The 18,452-nt window shown below is 66.6% G+C and carries 18 protein-coding genes; 16 read left to right on the plus strand and 2 right to left on the minus strand.

Going from position 1 to position 18,452, the window contains the following annotated elements:
• The first annotated feature begins 8 nt into the window (after positions 1–8).
• Genes cyoB through cyoD form a run of 3 tightly spaced genes read left to right on the plus strand, consistent with a single transcriptional unit; the run spans position 9 to position 3,006 of the window.
• Positions 9–1,982, plus strand: a complete 1,974-nt coding sequence (gene cyoB / locus JTE92_RS16990; RefSeq protein ID WP_063241518.1) for a cytochrome o ubiquinol oxidase subunit I — start codon at positions 9–11, stop codon at positions 1,980–1,982.
• A 5-nt stretch (positions 1,983–1,987) separates the two neighbouring features.
• Positions 1,988–2,626 (plus strand): cytochrome o ubiquinol oxidase subunit III, encoded by a 639-nt coding sequence (gene cyoC, locus JTE92_RS16995; protein WP_063241489.1) that lies wholly within the window; start codon positions 1,988–1,990, stop codon positions 2,624–2,626.
• Positions 2,626–3,006: a cytochrome o ubiquinol oxidase subunit IV gene (cyoD, locus tag JTE92_RS17000; RefSeq protein WP_063241490.1), complete on the plus strand. Its 381-nt coding sequence runs from the start codon at positions 2,626–2,628 to the stop codon at positions 3,004–3,006. Before cyoC ends, cyoD begins: the two co-directional genes overlap by 1 nt.
• 72 nt (positions 3,007–3,078) lie before the next feature.
• Here the strand turns inward: cyoD and JTE92_RS17005 are convergent, their stop codons facing one another.
• Positions 3,079–5,130 (minus strand): gamma-glutamyltransferase family protein, encoded by a 2,052-nt coding sequence (locus JTE92_RS17005; RefSeq protein WP_063241491.1) that lies wholly within the window; start codon positions 5,128–5,130, stop codon positions 3,079–3,081.
• 526 nt (positions 5,131–5,656) lie between these two features.
• Between JTE92_RS17005 and urtA the strand changes: the two genes are divergently transcribed.
• From urtA to ureG, 13 genes are all read left to right on the plus strand, one after another.
• A complete protein-coding gene (gene urtA, locus JTE92_RS17010) occupies positions 5,657–6,913 on the plus strand; it encodes an urea ABC transporter substrate-binding protein (protein WP_063241492.1) in 1,257 nt (418 codons plus the stop codon).
• Between the two features lie 193 nt (positions 6,914–7,106).
• On the plus strand, positions 7,107–8,750 hold the full coding sequence (gene urtB, locus JTE92_RS17015; protein ID WP_084254790.1) for an urea ABC transporter permease subunit UrtB: 1,644 nt from the start codon (positions 7,107–7,109) through the stop codon (positions 8,748–8,750).
• Entirely contained in the window at positions 8,750–9,982 is a 1,233-nt protein-coding gene (urtC, locus tag JTE92_RS17020) for an urea ABC transporter permease subunit UrtC (RefSeq protein WP_063241494.1), read from the plus strand. Before urtB ends, urtC begins: the two co-directional genes overlap by 1 nt.
• Positions 9,979–10,827: an urea ABC transporter ATP-binding protein UrtD gene (gene urtD, locus JTE92_RS17025; protein ID WP_063241495.1), complete on the plus strand. Its 849-nt coding sequence runs from the start codon at positions 9,979–9,981 to the stop codon at positions 10,825–10,827. Before urtC ends, urtD begins: the two co-directional genes overlap by 4 nt.
• Before the next feature lie 2 nt (positions 10,828–10,829).
• Positions 10,830–11,522, plus strand: a complete 693-nt coding sequence (urtE, locus tag JTE92_RS17030) for an urea ABC transporter ATP-binding subunit UrtE (RefSeq protein ID WP_063241496.1) — start codon at positions 10,830–10,832, stop codon at positions 11,520–11,522.
• Positions 11,523–11,631: 109 nt separating this feature from the next.
• Positions 11,632–12,501: an urease accessory protein UreD gene (locus JTE92_RS17035; RefSeq protein ID WP_063241497.1), complete on the plus strand. Its 870-nt coding sequence runs from the start codon at positions 11,632–11,634 to the stop codon at positions 12,499–12,501.
• Between the two features lie 38 nt (positions 12,502–12,539).
• Positions 12,540–12,842, plus strand: a complete 303-nt coding sequence (locus JTE92_RS17040) for an urease subunit gamma (RefSeq protein WP_018005472.1) — start codon at positions 12,540–12,542, stop codon at positions 12,840–12,842.
• 60 nt (positions 12,843–12,902) lie between these two features.
• Positions 12,903–13,517, plus strand: a complete 615-nt coding sequence (locus tag JTE92_RS17045; protein WP_063241498.1) for a HupE/UreJ family protein — start codon at positions 12,903–12,905, stop codon at positions 13,515–13,517.
• A gap of 11 nt (positions 13,518–13,528) precedes the next feature.
• Entirely contained in the window at positions 13,529–13,834 is a 306-nt protein-coding gene (locus JTE92_RS17050) for an urease subunit beta (protein ID WP_063241499.1), read from the plus strand.
• The gene (gene ureC, locus JTE92_RS17055; RefSeq protein ID WP_063241500.1) at positions 13,834–15,549 is read left to right on the plus strand and encodes an urease subunit alpha; all 1,716 of its coding nucleotides are present in this window, start codon (positions 13,834–13,836) and stop codon (positions 15,547–15,549) included. Before JTE92_RS17050 ends, ureC begins: the two co-directional genes overlap by 1 nt.
• A gap of 29 nt (positions 15,550–15,578) precedes the next feature.
• Positions 15,579–16,196 carry an urease accessory protein UreE gene (gene ureE, locus JTE92_RS17060; RefSeq protein ID WP_063241501.1) on the plus strand — a complete coding sequence of 206 codons (618 nt, stop codon included), beginning with the start codon at positions 15,579–15,581 and terminating at the stop codon, positions 16,194–16,196.
• Positions 16,197–16,410: 214 nt separating this feature from the next.
• Entirely contained in the window at positions 16,411–17,103 is a 693-nt protein-coding gene (locus JTE92_RS17065; protein WP_063241502.1) for an urease accessory protein UreF, read from the plus strand.
• 14 nt (positions 17,104–17,117) lie between these two features.
• Positions 17,118–17,747, plus strand: coding sequence for an urease accessory protein UreG (gene ureG / locus JTE92_RS17070; protein WP_063241503.1), 630 nt, complete (start codon positions 17,118–17,120; stop codon positions 17,745–17,747).
• Here the strand turns inward: ureG and JTE92_RS17075 are convergent.
• Positions 17,744–18,184 carry a helix-turn-helix domain-containing protein gene (locus tag JTE92_RS17075; protein ID WP_063241504.1) on the minus strand — a complete coding sequence of 147 codons (441 nt, stop codon included), beginning with the start codon at positions 18,182–18,184 and terminating at the stop codon, positions 17,744–17,746. The two genes, ureG and JTE92_RS17075, sit on opposite strands and share 4 nt — an antisense overlap.
• Positions 18,185–18,452: the final 268 nt, after the last annotated feature.

Here is an 18,452-nt window from a genome sequence, read left to right on the forward strand (position 1 = left end):
GAGCAATGATGTTTGGCAAGTTGAGTTTGTCGGCGATTCCGTTTCATGACCCGATCATCATGGTCGTGCTGGCCGGCGTCGCCCTGGGCGGTGCTGCGCTGCTGGGCGCGATCACGTATTTCAAGAAGTGGGGCTACCTCTGGAACGAGTGGTTCACCTCCGTCGATCACAAGAAGATCGGCGTGATGTACTGCCTGGTCGCCCTGATCATGCTGCTGCGCGGCTTTGCCGACGCGGTCATGATGCGCACCCAGCTGGCGCTGGCCACCAATGGCGCCACCGGCGTGCTGCCGCCCGAGCACTACGACCAGATCTTCACCGCCCACGGCGTGATCATGATCTTCTTCGTGGCGATGCCGCTGATGACCGGCCTGATGAACCTGGTCGTGCCGCTGCAGATCGGCGCGCGCGACGTGGCCTTCCCGTTCCTGAACACGCTGTCGTTCTGGCTGTTCGTGGCGGGCGCCATGCTGGTCAACGTCTCGCTGGGCGTCGGTGAGTTCGCCAAGACCGGCTGGCTGGCCTACCCGCCGCTGTCGGGCCTGGACTACAGCCCCGGCGTAGGGGTGGACTATTACCTCTGGAGCTTGCAGATCTCGGGCCTGGGCACGCTGCTGACCGGCGTGAACTTCCTGGTGACGATCCTGCGCATGCGCGCCCCGGGCATGACCCTGATGCGCATGCCGGTGTTCACCTGGACCGCGCTGTGCACCAACGTGCTGATCGTGGCCGCCTTCCCGGTGCTGACCGTGACCCTGGCGCTGCTGGGCCTGGACCGCTACGCCGGTACGCACTTCTTCACCAACGACGGTGGCGGCAACGCCATGATGTACGTGAACCTGATCTGGATCTGGGGCCACCCCGAGGTGTACATCCTGATCCTGCCGGCGTTCGGTATCTTCTCTGAAGTCATTGCCACGTTCTCGGGCAAGAAGCTGTTCGGCTACAAGGGCATGGTGTACGCGACCGCCGCCATCATGGTGCTGTCGTTCATCGTGTGGCTGCACCACTTCTTCACGATGGGCTCGGGCGCCAACGTCAACGCGTTCTTCGGCATCACGACCATGATCATCTCCATCCCGACCGGGGTGAAGATCTTCAACTGGCTGTTCACCATGTATCGCGGCCGGGTCCAGATGACCTCGCCGGTGCTGTGGACGCTGGGCTTCATGATCACCTTCGTGATCGGCGGCATGACCGGCGTGCTGATGGCCGTGCCGGCTGCGGACTTCGTGCTGCACAACAGCCTGTTCCTGATCGCCCACTTCCACAACGTGATCATCGGCGGCGTGCTGTTCGGCTACCTGGCCGGCATCACCTACTGGTGGCCGAAGGCGTTCGGCTTCACGCTGAACGAGCGCCTGGGCAAGTGCGCCTTCTGGTGCTGGCTGGTCGGCTTCTACTTCGCCTTCATGCCGCTGTACGTGCTGGGCCTGATGGGCATGACCCGCCGCCTGAACCACACCGACAACCCGGCCTGGACGCCGTGGCTGTACCTGGCCGTGGTCGGCGTGGTGTTCGTGGCGCTGGGCATCTTCTTCCAGGTGCTGCAGATCGTCGTGTCGATCCGCGACCGCAAGAAGCTGGCCGACGTGACCGGCGACCCGTGGGGCGGCCGCACCCTGGAGTGGGCCACCTCGTCGCCGCCGCCGTTCTACAACTTCGCGCACACCCCGGTGGTGCGTGACCTGGACGCGTTCTCCGACATGAAGGCCCGTGGCGAGACCCTGCCGACCGAAGGTTACGAGAAGATCCACATGCCCAAGAACACGGGCGCGGGCTTCATCATCGGTGCCTTCAGCCTGGTGTTCGGCTTTGCCCTGACCTGGCATATCTGGTGGATGGCCGTCGTTGGCCTGGTGGGCATGGTGTGGGCGTTCATCCACCGCAGCAACGACGACCACATCGACTACTACGTGCCGGCCACCGAGGTCGAGCAGATCGAAACGCGCCATCTGCAGCGCATTGCTTCGCAAGCCTGAGAACCATGTCGACTCAAGTCCTAGACCGCATCCCCGCGCAGGCCGGCGCCTCGGCCCACGCCGACGCGCATGACCATGCGCACCACGATACCAGTGCCAATACGGTGTATGGCTTCTGGATCTACCTGATGAGCGACTGCATCATCTTCGCCGGGCTGTTCGCCACCTTCGCCGTGCTGCGCGGCGAGCTGGCGGGCGGGCCGTCGGCGAAGGAGCTGTTCGAGCTCAACTACGTGCTGGTGGAGACCTTCATCCTGCTGTTCTCCTCGATCACGTACGGCATGGCGATGATCTCGCTGCAGAACCGCAGCCTGAAGCACGTGCAGACGTGGCTCGGCGTCACGTTCCTGCTGGGCGCGGCCTTCATGGCGATGGAAATCAACGAGTTCCACCACCTGATCGCCGAAGGCGCCGGCCCGGGCCGCAGCGCGTTCCTGTCGTCGTTCTTCACGCTGGTCGGCACCCACGGCCTGCACGTCGCCAGCGGCATGCTGTGGATGATCGTGCTGATGTGGCAACTGGGCAAGAAGGGCATCACCCCGACGCTCAGCAAGCGCCTGATGTGCCTGTCGCTGTTCTGGCACTTCCTGGACGTGGTCTGGATCGGCGTGTTTACCGTGGTCTACCTGATGGGACATCTGTGATGGCACAACACAACGCACCCGCGGCGCACGGCGCCCATGACTCGCACGCCGCGCACGCCGCACACGATTCGCATGGCAGCACCCACGCCAGCTTCAAGTCGTATCTGATCGGCTTCGTGCTGGCGGTGATCCTGACCGTGATTCCGTTCAAGCTCGTGATGGACGGCACCATGGACAAGGGCACGATCCTCTGGATCATCCTTGGCATGGCGGCGGTGCAGATCCTGGTCCACCTGAAGTACTTCCTGCATCTGGATTCGTCGTCCGAGCAGCGCAGCAACGTGATCGCGCTGCTGTTCACGGCACTGATCCTGGTGATCGTGGTGGCCGGTTCGCTGTGGATCATGTACAACCTGAACGCCAACATGATGCCGATGTAAGGACTGCTGCTGTCCTGGCATCAAAAGAACGGGGTCCCGTAAGGGACCCCGTTTTTATTTGCCGCTACCGCATCAAGGCTTGAACGTATCGCCCAGCACCACGCCTTCGCGGCGCGGGTCGGCGCCGCCCACCAGCACCGCCGAGCCCCCGATGGTGCTGCGGATGATCGCGCTCAGGCCGCTCGACTGCGCGTTGATGTTGACGGTGTGGCCGAGGTCGCGCAGCCCCCTGACCAGCGGGTCGTTGTCGCCCGCCAGTCCGCCGGACGGCACGCTGGTGTCGACGTTGGGATGCTCGCCGCCGACGATCATGGGCGATCCCGCGGCGCCGTTGGAGCCGCCGAAGTCGATCATCGACACCGCCTGCTGCGCGTCCATGCCCCAGTCCAGCGACGCGACCAGCGTCTTGGCCACGTACTGGATGATGGTGGCACCGCCCGGCGACCCGGTGGTCATGTAGAAGTCGCCGCGCGAGCCATCGGCATTGCGCTTGAACACCAGCGTCGGCGACATCGAGCTGCGCGGCCGCTTGCCCGGCTGCACACGGTTGGCGACCAGCACGCCGTCCACGGAAGGCGCGGCGTTGAAGTCGGTCAGCTCGTTGTTCAGCAGGAAGCCGTTGGTCATGTGGTAGGACCCCAGCCCCGACTCGATGGTGGTGGTCATCGACACCACGTTGCCGTACTTGTCGTGCAGCGACAGGTGGGTGGTGCCGCGCTCCTCCACGGACGACGGCGACAGCGGCACGTCGCCCAGGTTGCCAGCCGCCACCGGCGTTGTCAGCACACCGGTCGTGCTGATCAGGCTGGCGCGCTGGCTCAGGTAGGGCTTGTTCAGCATGCTGTCCCAGCCGCCGCCCGGCAGGCCGATGAAGTCGGTGTCGGCCACGTACTTGTTGCGGTCGGCATAGGCCAGGTGGCCGGCTTCCCCTAGCAGGTGGGCGCCCAGCACGCTGGGCCGGCCGCCATTCTGGTCGACCAGCGTCGGCGCATGGCTGGCCATGTCGAAGTTCTCGACGATGCCCAGGATCTGCGCCACCGCGATGCCGCCGGAGGAGGGCGGCGGCATGCCGCATATCTCGTACTGGCGATAGGTGGTGCAGACCGCCGTGCGCTTCTTGGCCTGGTAGTTGGCGAGGTCGTCCAGCGTGGTCACGCCCGGCGTGGTGTTGCCGTCGTAGGTGGTCTGGATCTTGGCGACGATGGCCTGGGCGATCGGGCCGTTCTTGTAGAAGGCGTCGGCGCCGTCAGAGGCGATGGCGCTGAACACATTGGCCAGCGCCGGGTTCTTGATGATGGTGTTGACCGCGCGCGGGGTGCCGTCGGGATTCAGGAAATACGCCGCCATCTCCGGATCGCGCTGGATATTGGCCACCGTGGTCGTGCCGGAGATCGCGGCGGCCATGCGCGGCGGGATGGCGAAGCCGTCCGTGGCCAGCTTGATGGCCGGCGAGAACAGCGCCTTCCACGGCTGCTTGCCGTGCTCGCTGTGGGCCAGTTCGAGCACGCGCAGCGTGCCGGGTGTGCCGATCGAGCGGCCACTGCGTACCGCGCTGGGCGCCGGCGCGGTCTGGTCGGACGCGGACTTCCACTGGATGTAGTTTTCGTCGGCGCCTGCCGGGGCGGTCTCGCGGCCATCGTAGGCGGTCACGGCCTTGGTCGCCGCGTCGTAATACATGATGAAGGCGCCGCCGCCGATGCCGGAAGACTGCGGCTCTACCAGGTTCAATACCATCTGCGCGGCGACCGCGGCATCGACGGCGGTGCCGCCGTCCTTGAGCACGTCGCAGGCGACCTTGGTCGAGAGCGGGTTGTTGGTCACCGCCATATAGGTCTTGCTGTAGACCGTCGCCTTGGGCGCGTAGCCGGTGGCCTGCTCGGGCGCGCTGGGATCGCCGGGCAGCACCACGGCCTGGCCGCCGGTGCTGCCGTCGAGTTCGCAGCCGGAGGGCGTGGCCGGCGGCGTGGTGACGACCGGTGGCGGGTCGTCGCCGCCTCCGCATGCGCCCAGCGCCAGGGTGAAGACGGCCAGGGCCAGGATGCCCTTGCGGCGGGGTGAGCACGAGGCCTGGAGCGACGATTGCGGGACGGCGGTTGACGCCGTCTGATCTTCGGATAACGGCATGGCTTCTCTCTGGTTGTGTGGACCCGCGTTCTTGTGCCGACCGGCGCCTGGCGCGATCGGCTGCCGCGTCATGGCGGGGTGGACGGCGGCTACCTCTTACCGTAGGTTGGCCGCGCGCCTGTCTTAATGGATGGTTGTACCGATTTACAGTCATCCAATTCGGGTTTAAAAGACTGCTTACTTCCGCGTGGATTGTCGCCATTGGCAAGCCGCGTACGCTTCAGCGCCTTTTCCCCTTGCGCAGTGCGCCGCCGACCGGCAGCGGACGACACGACCGATTCTGGCGCATGGCCGCGACCCGCTCGCGGACACCATGCACCGTCACTGCTCCCATTTGTCCCGTTGCACCGTCTCAGTGCCGACTCGCGCCGCACGCTCGTGGTGCGCGATGGTTTCCCACGACCCGGTGAAGCCATGCGCGCCGCGCGTAGCAGCCGGGTTGCCGCTCAAAACCGATGGCACGCTAGTTGCAGATGCATCACCCCGGGGAGCGTGTCCCTACTAACACCACAAACGGGAGCTGCAAATGCAACGACGTGACATGCTGAAGCTGTCGGCCATCGCCGCCGCGGCAATGATCGGTACCAGCCCGCTGGCCATGGCGCAGTCCAGGGAACCGATCAAGGTCGGGATCCTGCACTCGCTGTCCGGCACGATGGCCATCTCGGAGACGTCGCTGAAAGACGTGGCCCTGATGACCATCGACGAGATCAACAAGAGCGGCGGCGTGCTCGGACGCAAGCTCGAGCCGGTGGTGGTGGACCCGGCCTCCAACTGGCCGCTGTTCGCCGAGAAGGCGCGTCAGCTGGTCAGCAAGGACAAGGTCGCGGTGACCTTCGGCTGCTGGACCTCGGTGTCGCGCAAGTCGGTGCTGCCGGTCTATGAAGAACTGAACTCGCTGCTGTTCTACCCGGTGCAGTACGAAGGCGAGGAAATGTCGAAGAACGTCTTCTACACCGGCGCCGCGCCCAACCAGCAGGCGATCCCGGCAGTGGAATACCTGATGAGCAAGGAAGGCGGCGGTGCCAAGCGCTTCTTCCTGCTTGGCACCGACTATGTCTACCCGCGCACCACCAACAAGATCCTGCGCGCCTTCCTGAAGAGCAAGGGCGTTGCCGACAAGGACATCGAAGAGGTCTACACCCCGTTCGGCCACAGCGACTACCAGACCATCGTCGCCAATATCAAGAAGTTCTCGCAGGGCGGCAAGACCGCGGTGATCTCGACCATCAATGGCGATTCCAACGTGCCGTTCTACAAGGAGCTGGGCAATGCCGGCCTGAAGGCCAAGGACGTGCCGGTGGTGGCGTTCTCGGTGGGCGAGGAAGAACTGCGCGGCATCGACACCAAGCCGCTGGTCGGCCACCTGGCGGCATGGAACTACTTCATGTCGGTCAAGAATCCGCAGAACGACGCCTTCAGGAAGCAGTGGGCGGCGTGGGTCAAGGCCAACAACCTGCCGGGCGGCGACAAGCGCGTGACCAACGACCCGATGGAAGCCACCTATGTCGGCATCCACATGTGGGCGCAGGCCGTGAAGAAGGCCGGCACCACCGATACCGACAAGGTGCGCGCGGCGATGTACGGCCAGACCTTCAAGGCGCCGGACGGCTTCACGCTGACCATGGGCGAGAACCACCACCTGTACAAGCCGGTGATGATCGGCGAAGTGAAGGGCGATGGGCAGTTCTCGGTGGTGTGGAAGACGCCGAAGGCGGTGCGCGCGCAGCCGTGGAGCCCGTTCATCGCCGGGAATGAAGGGAAGCCGGACAAGGTGATGTAAGGCAGTCTCTACCTGCCGGTTTCTCCCCTCTCCCGCTTGCGGGAGAGGGGCCGGGGGTGAGGGCGGGCGCTGGCAGATCCGACGGCACTCACTTCGTCATAAACGCCGGCCCTCACCCCCAACCCCTCTCCCACGCAGTGGGAGAGGGGAGCAAACACCCAGTCTGCCAACACTTTCGCTTCTGCCAGCCTCTATGCGCTATCCGATATCTCGAACCGCCATGCCCTGGCTGCGCGCCTTGCTGGCAGTGCTGCTGCTGGCCTCAGCGCCGTGGGCCACCGCGCTGACGCAGGCCGACCTGAAGCCGCTGGCCGAAGACGACTTCGACGCCAAGACCGCCGCGCTGTCCGCGCTGGCCAAGGCAGCGCCCGCCGAAGCCGGCCCGATCCTGAAGGCCCTGCAGGACGACACCCTGCAATATGCGCCGTCGGCCGGCATGGTGCGCCAGGATGGCGACAAGGTGGTCGATGCCATCACCGGCAAGCCCGTCACGGTCAAGCCGGACGAACTCGAATCCCTGACCCTGAACAACAGCCTGCGCGCGCTGGTCGACAGCGCCGCCAGCAGCCTGCTGCTGCAATCGCCCGACATCGCGGTGCGCGCGCAGGCCATCGCGACGTTGCGCGACCAGCCCGAAAGCGCCTCGCTCGCCGCCGTGGAAGCCGCGCGCAAGAACGAGGCAGATGCCGGCCTGCGCGCCAGCCTCGACGTCATCTGGGCCAACCTCGTGCTGGCCGATGCATCCGATGCCGCCACCCGCGATGCGCGGCTCGATGCCATCCGCATCCTCGCCAGGGACAGCAACCCGCAGAGCCGCCAGAAGCTGGCGCCGCTGGTCGAGCGCGACAGCACCGGCAACTACCGCGAGGCGGATGCGGACGTGCGCCTGGCCGCGCAGCAGGCACTGGACCAGCTGCGCAGCGACCAGCGCCGCGCGGAACTGATCGGCAACCTGTTCGCCGGCCTGAGCCTGGGCAGCGTACTGCTGCTGGCTGCATTGGGCCTGGCCATCACCTATGGCCTGATCGGCGTCATCAACATGGCGCACGGCGAGTTCCTGATGATCGGCGCCTATGCCACCTATGTGGTGCAGACGCTGTTCCGCACCTATGCACCGGATGCGTTCGCGTGGTACCTGCCCGCCGCGCTGCCGGCGTCGTTCCTGGCGGCGGCGGTGGTGGGCTTCGTGCTGGAGCGGCTGGTGCTGCGCCACCTGTATGGCCGCCCGCTGGAAACGCTGCTGGCCACCTTCGGCATCAGCCTGCTGCTGATGCAGGCGGTGCGCACGCTGTTCGGCGCGCAGAACGTGGAGGTCGCCAATCCCGGATGGATGAGCGGCGGCTTCGAATGGATGCCGGGGCTGGTGATCCCGTACAACCGCGTCGTCATCATCCTGTTCGCGCTGGCGGTGGTGGCGGTGGCGTGGGCGGTGCTCAACCGCACGCGGCTGGGGCTGTTCGTGCGCGCCACCACGCAGAACCGCACCATGGCGGCCTGCGTCGGCGTGCGCACGTGGAAGGTCGACAGCTACGCCTTTGCCTTCGGTGCCGGCATCGCCGGGCTCGGCGGCTGCGCGCTGTCGCAGATCGGCAATGTCGGTCCCGACCTGGGCCAGGCCTACATCATCGATTCATTCATGGTGGTGGTGCTGGGCGGGGTGGGGCAGCTGGCCGGCACCATCGTGGGTGCGTTCGGGCTGGGCATCATCAACAAGTTCATCGAGCCGTTCTATGGCGCGGTGCTGGCCAAGATCTTTGTCCTGGTGCTGATCGTGCTCTTCATCCAGAAGCGGCCGCAGGGACTTTTCGCGCTCAAGGGGCGCAGCGCGGAGGCATGATGCAGCGATTCCAACCGAATTCTTCCGCGGCCCCGTTCCGGCTCGCCGTACCCGAGCGCCAGTCGCTGTTTTCGCCGCGCGGCTGGATGGCGCTGCTGGCGCTGACCGTGATCGTCGGCATCGGCGTGCCGGTGTGCGCGCTGCTGGTGCCGGAGGGCCATCCGCTGCACCTGTCGGCGTACGCGCTGACGCTGGTCGGCAAGATCATGTGCTTTGCGCTGGCGGCGATCGCGCTTGACCTGGTGTGGGGCTACTGCGGCATCCTGAGCCTCGGCCATGGCCTGTTCTTCGCGCTGGGCGGCTATGCCATGGGCATGTACCTGATGCGCTCGATCGGGCGCGAAGGCGTGTACAAGAGCGACCTGCCGGATTTCATGGTGTTCCTCGACTGGAAGGAGCTGCCGTGGTTCTGGCATGGCACCGACCACCTTGGCTACGCGCTGCTGCTGGTGGTGCTGGTGCCGGGGGTGGTGGCGTGGCTGTTCGGCTTCTTTGCCTTCCGCTCGCGCATCAAGGGCGTGTACCTGTCGATCATCACGCAGGCGATGACGTATGCGGCGATGCTGCTGTTCTTCCGCAACGAGACCGGCTTCGGCGGCAACAACGGCTTCACCGATTTCAAGCGCATCGCAGGGTTTGCCATCGCCGCGCCGCAGACGCGCACGGCGCTGTTCGTGCTGACCTTCCTGGCGCTGCTGGGCGGCTTCGTCGCCTGCCGCTACATCGTCACGTCCAAGCTGGGCCGCGTGGTCACGGCGGTGCGCGATGCGGAAATGCGGGTCATGTTCTCCGGCTACAACCCGCTCGGCTACAAGCTGTTCGTGTGGACCTTCTCGGCCGTGCTGTGCGGCATCGCCGGCGCGCTGTACGTGCCGCAGGTCGGCATCATCAACCCGGGCGAGATGTCGCCCGGCAACTCGATCGAGATGGCGGTGTGGGTGGCCGTGGGCGGGCGCGGCACGCTGATCGGGCCGGTCATCGGCGCGTTCCTTGTCAACGGTGCCAAGACGCTCTTCACCGCCCACTTCGCCGAATACTGGCTGTTCCTGCTGGGGGCGATGTTCGTGCTGGTGACGCTTTACTTGCCCGACGGCGTGATCGGCCTGTGGAAGCGCATGCATGAGCGCCTGCATGAACGCCTGCATGAGCGCCGCGCTTCCGCCGTTGCATCATCAGTGCCCGAGCCGGTTTCCACGCCGGCGGTTGCGGGCCGCACGGGAGGTGAAGCATGAACGCCGCACTCGAACACGGCCAGGCCGAGAGCGGCGACGCCACCGGGCTGGGCCGGGTGCTGGAGCCGGGCACCATCGATGTGTCGCATGGACCGATCCTCTACCTGGAAGACGTGACCGTGCGGTTCGGCGGCTTCCGCGCGCTCAACACGCTGAACCTGTCGATCGATCACGGCGAGCTGCGCTGCGTGATCGGCCCCAACGGCGCTGGCAAGACCACGATGATGGATGTCATCACCGGCAAGACCGGGCCGCGCAACGCCAATGTCAGCGGGCGTGTGTTCCTGGGCCAGACCATCGACCTGATGCGGATGACCGAGCCGCGCATCGCGCAGGTCGGCATCGGCCGCAAGTTCCAGAAGCCGACCGTGTTCGAGCAGCACGCGGTGTGGGAGAACCTGGAACTGGCGATGAAGGCAGACAAGCGCTGGTGGTCGTCGTTGCGCGCGCGGCTGACCGGCGCAGGCCATCGCCGCATCGAGGAGACGCTGGCGCTGACCGGCCTGGAGGACGAGGCGTACCGGCCCGCCGGGCTGCTGTCGCACGGGCAGAAGCAGCGGCTGGAGATCGGCATGCTGCTGATGCAGCAGCCGCAGCTGTTGCTGCTTGATGAACCGGTGGCGGGCATGACCGATGAGGAAACCACGCAGCTCGCCAGCCTGCTCAACGGCCTGCGGGGCAGCTGCTCGATGATGGTGGTGGAGCACGACATGGAGTTCGTGGCCGCGCTGGCCGGCGCTGCCGGCAAGGTCACGGTGCTGGCCGAGGGCAGCGTGCTGGCCGAAGGCACGCTCGACAGCGTCAAGCGCGACGAACGCGTGATCGAATCCTACCTGGGGAGATAGGCATGCTGCAGGTCAATGCACTGAACCAGTTCTACGGCGGCAGCCATATCCTGCGCAACGTTTCGTTCGACGTGCCGGCGGGGAAGCTGACCACGCTGCTCGGCCGCAACGGTGTAGGCAAGAGCACGCTGCTGAAATGCCTGATGGGCGTGGTGCCGACGCGCAGCGGCAGCATCCACTGGGACGGCAAGCCGCTGGAGAAGAAGGCGCCGTATGAGCGCGTCTGCGCCGGGCTGGCCTATGTGCCGCAGGGGCGCGAGATCTTTCCGCGGCTGACGGTCGAGGAGAACCTGCTGATCGGTGCCGCCAGCCGCGCGCGGCCCTCTGGCGTGCCGGATCGCATCTATCAGCTGTTCCCGGTGCTGCGCACCATGCGGCTGCGCCGCGGCGGCGACCTCTCCGGCGGCCAGCAGCAGCAACTGGCGATCGGACGGGCGCTGATGAGCGAACCGCAACTGCTGATCCTCGACGAGCCGACCGAGGGCATCCAGCCATCGATCATCCAGGACATCGGCCGCGCGCTGCGGCTGCTGGTGGACGAGTTCGGCATGACGGTGCTGCTGGTCGAGCAATACTACGAATTCGCGCGCCATATCGCCGACCACTATGTGGTGATGAGCCGGGGCGAGGTGGTCGCGCGCGGTGCCGGGGCCAGCATGGAGCAGGACGGCGTACGGGAGCTGATCGCCGTGTAAGGGGGGATGGGGAATGCGCATCGCACGCCGCTTTCCGTCCGGGCAGGCGGCGCGCTATGATTGCCTGCAACCCCCGCCATCGCGCGCCCGCCGCCGGCCTTGCCACGCCATGCGTCATCCCGATTTTCCTTCGTCACTCGCCGTGCCCGCCGCATGGCAGGCCAGCCTGCGGCTGCGCTTTGCGCAACGCGGCGAACGCACCGCGCTGGTCGAGCGCCGCCACCAGGGGCCGCTGCTGGTACAGAAGCCGCTCTATCCCGAAGGCGGCATCTGCCATGCCGTCATCCTGCATCCGCCGGCAGGCGTGGCGGGCGGCGACAGCCTGGATATCGAGGTGACGGTCGAAGCCGGCGCACACGCGGTGCTGGCCACGCCCGGCGCCACCAAGTGGTACAAGTCGCTCGGCCGCGACGCGGCGCAGCAGGTGCGGCTGTCGGTCGGCGCGGGGGCGCGGCTGGACTGGCTGCCGCAGGAGAACATCGTGTTCGACGATGCGCGCGCGCGCATTGCCACCGTGCTGGACGTCGCGCCGGGCGGCAGTGCCATCGGCTGGGATGCCGTGGTGCTGGGCCGGCAGGCATCGGGCGAGCAATGGGCGCGTGGCGCGCTGTGGCTCGATACCCGCGTCGGCGCCGGCGAGCGCGCGTTGTGGATCGAACAGTCGCATCTCGATGCGGATTCGCCGCTGCGCACCGCGGTGGCGGGACTCGACGGACTCAATGTGCTGGGCACGCTGTGGGCGGTGGGCGAGGGCGCCACGCAGGAACTGGCGGAAGCGCTGGCCGAAGGGTTGCCCTACGGTCCGGAACTGCGCGCTGGCGTGACCTGCGTGGCGGCCCATGGCCAGTCGATGCTGCTGGTGCGCGTGCTCGGCCGGCAGATGGAAGCCGTGCGCCACGTGATGGTCGACAGCTGGAGCGCACTGCGCGAGCCGATGCACGGCGTGGTGGCGCGGCCGCTGCGGCTGTGGGCGACGTAGGACCGCGAACGGACAGCAAGACAGACAAGGAACAAGAGATGGAACTGACGCCGAGAGAGAAGGACAAGCTGCTGATCTTCACCGCCGCGCTGCTGGCCGAACGGCGCAAGGCGCGCGGGCTCAAGCTCAACTATCCGGAAGCGGTGGCGCTGATCACCGCCGCCATCATGGAAGGCGCGCGCGACGGCCGCACCGTGGCCGAGCTGATGCACGAAGGCACCACCGTGCTGACGCGCGATGACGTGATGGATGGCATCGCCGAGATGATCCCCGAGATCCAGGTGGAAGCTACGTTTCCCGATGGCACCAAGCTGGTGACCGTGCACCATCCCATCGTCTGAGCCTGCGCCTGGGCGACCGATTTCGTCCGATTCGAACAACAAATCCAACCGAGAACCGATATGACCCGCACTGCCTGCCTGCGCCTTGCGCTGGGCACCTCCCTCGCCGTTGCCGCCACCGCCGCGCTGGCGCATCCCGGCCATGACGCCGCTACCGTCGGCGCCAGCCTTTGGGCCGGCCTGGCGCACCCGTTCACTGGCGCCGACCACTTGCTGGCGATGGCGGCGGTGGGCGTGTGGAGCGCGCTGGTGGCACGCTCGGCCGCCGATACGCTGCGCCTGCCGCTGGTCTTTGTCGCGCTGATGCTGGCCGGTGCCGCGCTCGGGCTGGCCGGCATGGCATTGCCCGCGGTGGAACCGATGATCGCCGTGTCGTTGCTGGTGGTGGGGCTGATGCTGGCGCTGCGCGCCAGGCTGCCGGCGTGGGCCGGCGCCTTGCTGGTTGGCGGCTTTGCGGTGTTCCACGGTTACGCGCATGGCGCGGAGCTGCCGGCCACCGCCCACGCGCTGCCCGCCGTGCTGGCCTACGTCGGCGGCTTTGCCGTTGCGACCATGGCGCTGCACCTGCTCGGCATCGGCGCCGGCACGCTGCTGCTGCGCCGCCATGCCGGCTGGCTGGCCCGCCTGGCCGGCGCCGGCGTGGCGCTGTACGGTGCCGGCCTGCTGGTGGCCTGAGGAGATACACAATGATCCCCGGTGAACTGATGCCCGCCGATGGCGAGATCGAACTCAATGCCGGCCGCGCCACGGTCAGCGTGACGGTGGCCAATACCGGCGACCGGCCGATCCAGGTCGGCTCGCACTTCCATTTCTACGAGACCAACGCCGCGCTGTCGTTCGATCGCGAGGCCACGCGCGGCTTCCGCCTGAATATCGCGGCGGGCACGGCGGTGCGGTTCGAGCCGGGCCAGACCCGCACTGTCGAACTGGTGACGCTGGATGGCCACCGCATCGTCTATGGCTTCAACGGCAAGATCATGGGAGCGCTGTGATGGCAAGGATCTCCAGGCAGGCCTATGCGGAGATGTTCGGCCCCACCACCGGCGACCGCGTGCGGCTGGCCGACACCGGGCTCATTATCGAAGTCGAGAAGGACTTCACCATCTACGGCGAGGAAGTGAAGTTCGGCGGCGGCAAGGTGATCCGAGACGGCATGGGCCAGAGCCAGCGCATGGCGAAGGACTGCGTCGACACGGTGATCACCAATGCGCTGATCGTCGACCACTGGGGCATCGTCAAGGCCGACATCGGGCTGAAGGACGGGCGCATCGCGTCGATCGGCAAGGCCGGCAACCCGGATATCCAGCCGGGGGTGACCATCGTGGTCGGGCCGGGCACCGAGGTGATCGCGGGCGAGGGCATGATCGTCACCGCGGGCGGCATCGACAGCCACATCCATTTCATCTGCCCGCAGCAGATCGAAGAGGCGCTGATGAGCGGCGTCACTACCATGATCGGCGGCGGCACCGGGCCGGCGACGGGCACCTTCGCCACCACGGTGACACCGGGGCCGTGGTTCATGGAACGGATGCTGCAGGCGGCGGACGCCTACCCGATGAATATCGGCCTGCTCGGCAAGGGCAACGCCAGCCAGCAGGCGCCGCTCCTGGAGCAGGTGGAGGCCGGTGCGATCGGGCTGAAGCTGCACGAGGACTGGGGCACCACGCCGGCGGCGATCGACACCTGCCTGTCGGTGGCGGACGCGACCGATACGCAGGTGGCGATCCATACCGATACGCTGAACGAGGCCGGCTTTGTCGAAGCCACCATCGCCGCCTTCAAGGGCCGCACCATCCATACGTACCACACCGAAGGCGCCGGCGGCGGCCATGCGCCGGACATCATCAAGGTGTGCGGCGAGGCCAACGTGCTGCCGTCGTCGACCAACCCGACGCGGCCCTACACGGTGAACACGCTGGACGAGCACCTCGACATGCTGATGGTGTGCCACCACCTCGATCCGTCGATCGCCGAGGATATCGCCTTCGCCGAAAGCCGCATCCGCCGCGAGACCATCGCCGCGGAAGATATCCTGCACGACCTCGGTGCGTTCTCGATGATCTCCAGCGACTCGCAGGCCATGGGCCGCGTCGGCGAGGTCATCATCCGCACCTGGCAGACCGCGCACAAGATGGCGCTGCAGCGCGGCAAGCTGCCCGGCGATCCGCATGATGCGCGCGGCGGGCACGACAACTTCCGCGTCAAGCGCTATGTCGCCAAGTACACCATCAACCCGGCGCTGACGCATGGCATTGCGCACGAGGTGGGCTCGGTCGAGGTCGGCAAGTGGGCCGACCTGGTGCTGTGGCGGCCGGCGTTCTTCGGCGTCAAGCCGAGCCTGATCCTGAAGGGCGGCATGATCGCTGCCGCGGCGATGGGTGATCCCAATGCGTCGATCCCGACACCGCAGCCGGTGCATTACCGGCCGATGTTCGCGTCGGCGGGCGGGGCGCTGCACCGGTCTTCGCTGACCTTTGTCTCGCAGGCGGCGCTTTCGGCCAATATCGGCGAGCGCTACGACCTCGCCAAGACGCTGTCGGCGGTGCGCGGCACGCGCACGGTCAGCAAGCGCGACATGATGCACAATGACTGGCAACCGCACGTCACGGTCGATCCGGAGACCTACCAGGTCGTCGCCGACGGCCAGCTGCTGACCTGCGAGCCGGCCACCGAGCTGCCCATGGCGCAGCGCTATTTCCTGTTCTGAACCGCCGGGGCCCGCGCCCCGCATCGCGCATGCTGAAGATCGACAAATTCCTGAGCGCCCCACACGGCATCGCGCCGGTGCTGGTGTGCCGTGCCCCCAAGCTGGTCCTGCCTTTCAACGAACGCAGCAAGAGCCGCCTGCGCGCGGTGCTCGACAACGGCACCGAGGCCGCGCTGTTCCTGCCGCGCGGCACGGTGCTGCGGGGCGGGGACTTGCTGGTGGCCGAAGATGGCAGCTTTGTCGAAGTGCAGGCCGCGGCGGAGGCCGTGCTGGATGTGCGTTCGGAGGATCCGCACGCGCTGATGCGCGCGGCGTATCACCTTGGCAACCGGCACACGCCGGTGGAGATCGGGCGCGACTATCTGCGGCTGGAGTATGACCCCGTGCTGGCCGATATGCTGCAGCGCCTGGGCGTGCGCGCCGAGCGCGCGGAGCTGCCGTTCGAGCCGGAGGCCGGGGCGTATGGCGGCGGGCACAAGCATGGGCACGATGCCACGTTCGCGGAGGACTATGCGGCGGCGCAGGCGGTGTTCCATGAGCATCATGGGCACTCGCACTCGCACTCGCACTCGCACTCGCACTCGCACTCGCATGATCATGGCAAAGGAGCTCATGTGCATGACGAGAGCTGTGGACATGGACACTAGGTAAGGTCATGGGCAAGGGGAAGCCTGGGCAGGCGGCCGGACCATACTTCGTCGACGCGCCGGGCCCTCACCCCGGCCCTCTCCCGCAAGCGGGAGAGGGAGTACACCATCGGCGATCGGACGAGGCTACGGCCTTTTCAGGTACCGATGGTGTGCTCCCCTCTCCCGCTTGCGGGAGAGGGGAGCACACCGCCGTTAAGCGGCGGCCGTAACCATGACCAACCTCCACCAACTCATCTCCCTGCTCCACCTGGCATCGCCCGCCTTGCCCATCGGCGGCTTCAGCTATTCGCAAGGGCTTGAAGCCGCGATCGAGGCCGGCAGCATCCATGACGCCATGACCGCCGAGCGCTGGATCCGCGACAACCTGCTGCACGTCCAGGCCCAATGCGAAGCGCCGCTGTGGCTGCTGTTGCATCGCCACTGGCATGCCGGCGACACGGCCGCAGTGCGGGCCTGGAACGACTGGTTCCACGCCACCCGTGAAACCTCGGAGCTGCGCCTCGAGACCGAGCAGATGGGCTGGTCGCTGGCGAAGCTGATTGCACAGATGGAATGGGGTACGCCCGCATTGCGCGAAGCGCTGGCAACGCTATCGCCGGTCTGCCTGCCAACCGCCTTCACCGCAGCCTGCGTCGCGCTGGACGTCGACGCCCGCGACGGCCTGGCCGCCTATTGCTTCAACTGGGCCGAGAACCAGGTTGCCGCCGCGATCAAGGCGGTGCCGCTGGGCCAGGTTGCCGGGCAGCACATGCTGCGCCGCCTGCATGCGGCGGTACTGCAAACCGTTGACGAAGCCGCGCGCCGTGCCGATGCCACGCCGCCGCAGCTGTCCACCTTTTCCCCGATGCTGGGCCTGCTTTGCGCACGCCATGAAACGCAGTACTCCCGGCTGTTCCGTTCCTGAATCCACACCACACCATGACCCAGGCCCGTACCAAGAAGAACCCTCCGCTGCGCGTCGGCGTCGGCGGCCCGGTAGGCTCCGGCAAGACCACGCTGCTGGAGATGCTGTGCAAGGCCATGCGCGACCGCTATGACCTGGTCGCGATCACCAACGACATCTACACCAAGGAAGACCAGCGCCTGCTGACGATTTCCGGCGCGTTGCCGGCGGAGCGCATCATGGGCGTGGAAACCGGCGGCTGCCCGCACACCGCGATCCGCGAGGATGCGTCGATCAACCTGGAAGCGGTGGACCGCATGCTGGCGAAGTTCCCGGATGCCGACGTGGTGTTCATCGAGTCCGGCGGCGACAACCTCGCAGCAACGTTCAGCCCAGAACTTTCTGATCTGACGATCTACGTGATCGACGTAGCCGGCGGTGAGAAAATTCCGAGAAAAGGCGGCCCGGGGATTACCAAGTCCGACCTGCTGGTGATCAACAAGACAGACCTGGCGCCGTACGTCGGCGCGTCGCTGGAAGTGATGGAGAGCGATGCCCGCAAGATGCGCGGCGCCCGACCGTTCGTGATGGGCAGCGTCAAGTCCGGACAGGGCCTGGACGAAGTGATCCGCTTCATCGAACGGCAGGGCATGCTCGGCGTCTAGGATTCGATGTCGCTCGCGGCCGCCCTGGCGCCGGGTTTGACATAGCTCACCGGCGGACGGAAGCTGCCCTTGCCTGCCAGGGCCCGCGCAACCGCCGCCACCAGGTTCAGCTCGGGCTCGTTGAGCTCGGCCATATGGCGCACGGTGGCCTCGATGGCTGCCTGCTGCCGGTTGCCGTAGGGCATCGGCGGCTGCTCCACCTGCAGCTCGCTGGCATCGTGGCGGGCGAAGTCCAGCATTTCGGACGGCGGGACCGCAAGGGTCTCGGCCAGCGTGCAGATATTGATCAGCGCCAGGTTGCGCTTGCCCCCTTCGATGCCGCTCAGGTAGGAACGCGCCAGACCGCTTTCGAGCGACAGCGTTTCCTGGGACCAGCCGCGCTGCTTGCGCAGCCAGGCGAGATGCAATCCGAAAAGTCTGAGATGTCGAGTAGTCATGGGATCGTAGGAAGTTCGGAGTGTTCTGAGGCTAAGGGTTTGACCTTGAGGCCACGACAACTTATTCTCCCCCTCACTATCGATGCCCGATCCGCGGATTAAGGGATGCGCCAGTGCATATGGCGCGGCACGATGGCATGACACCGGGCGGCTTGCATGGCCGTGCCAGACGGGACCACTGCGCGATGCCAGGCGCGACGCGTTCGCGCGTGCGCCGCATTGCGCGGACAGGATGACCGCGTCCTGTCGCCCTGCCCAGGGAATTGCC

It is taken from the genome of Cupriavidus oxalaticus (genome assembly GCF_016894385.1).
Lineage (GTDB): Bacteria > Pseudomonadota > Gammaproteobacteria > Burkholderiales > Burkholderiaceae > Cupriavidus > Cupriavidus oxalaticus.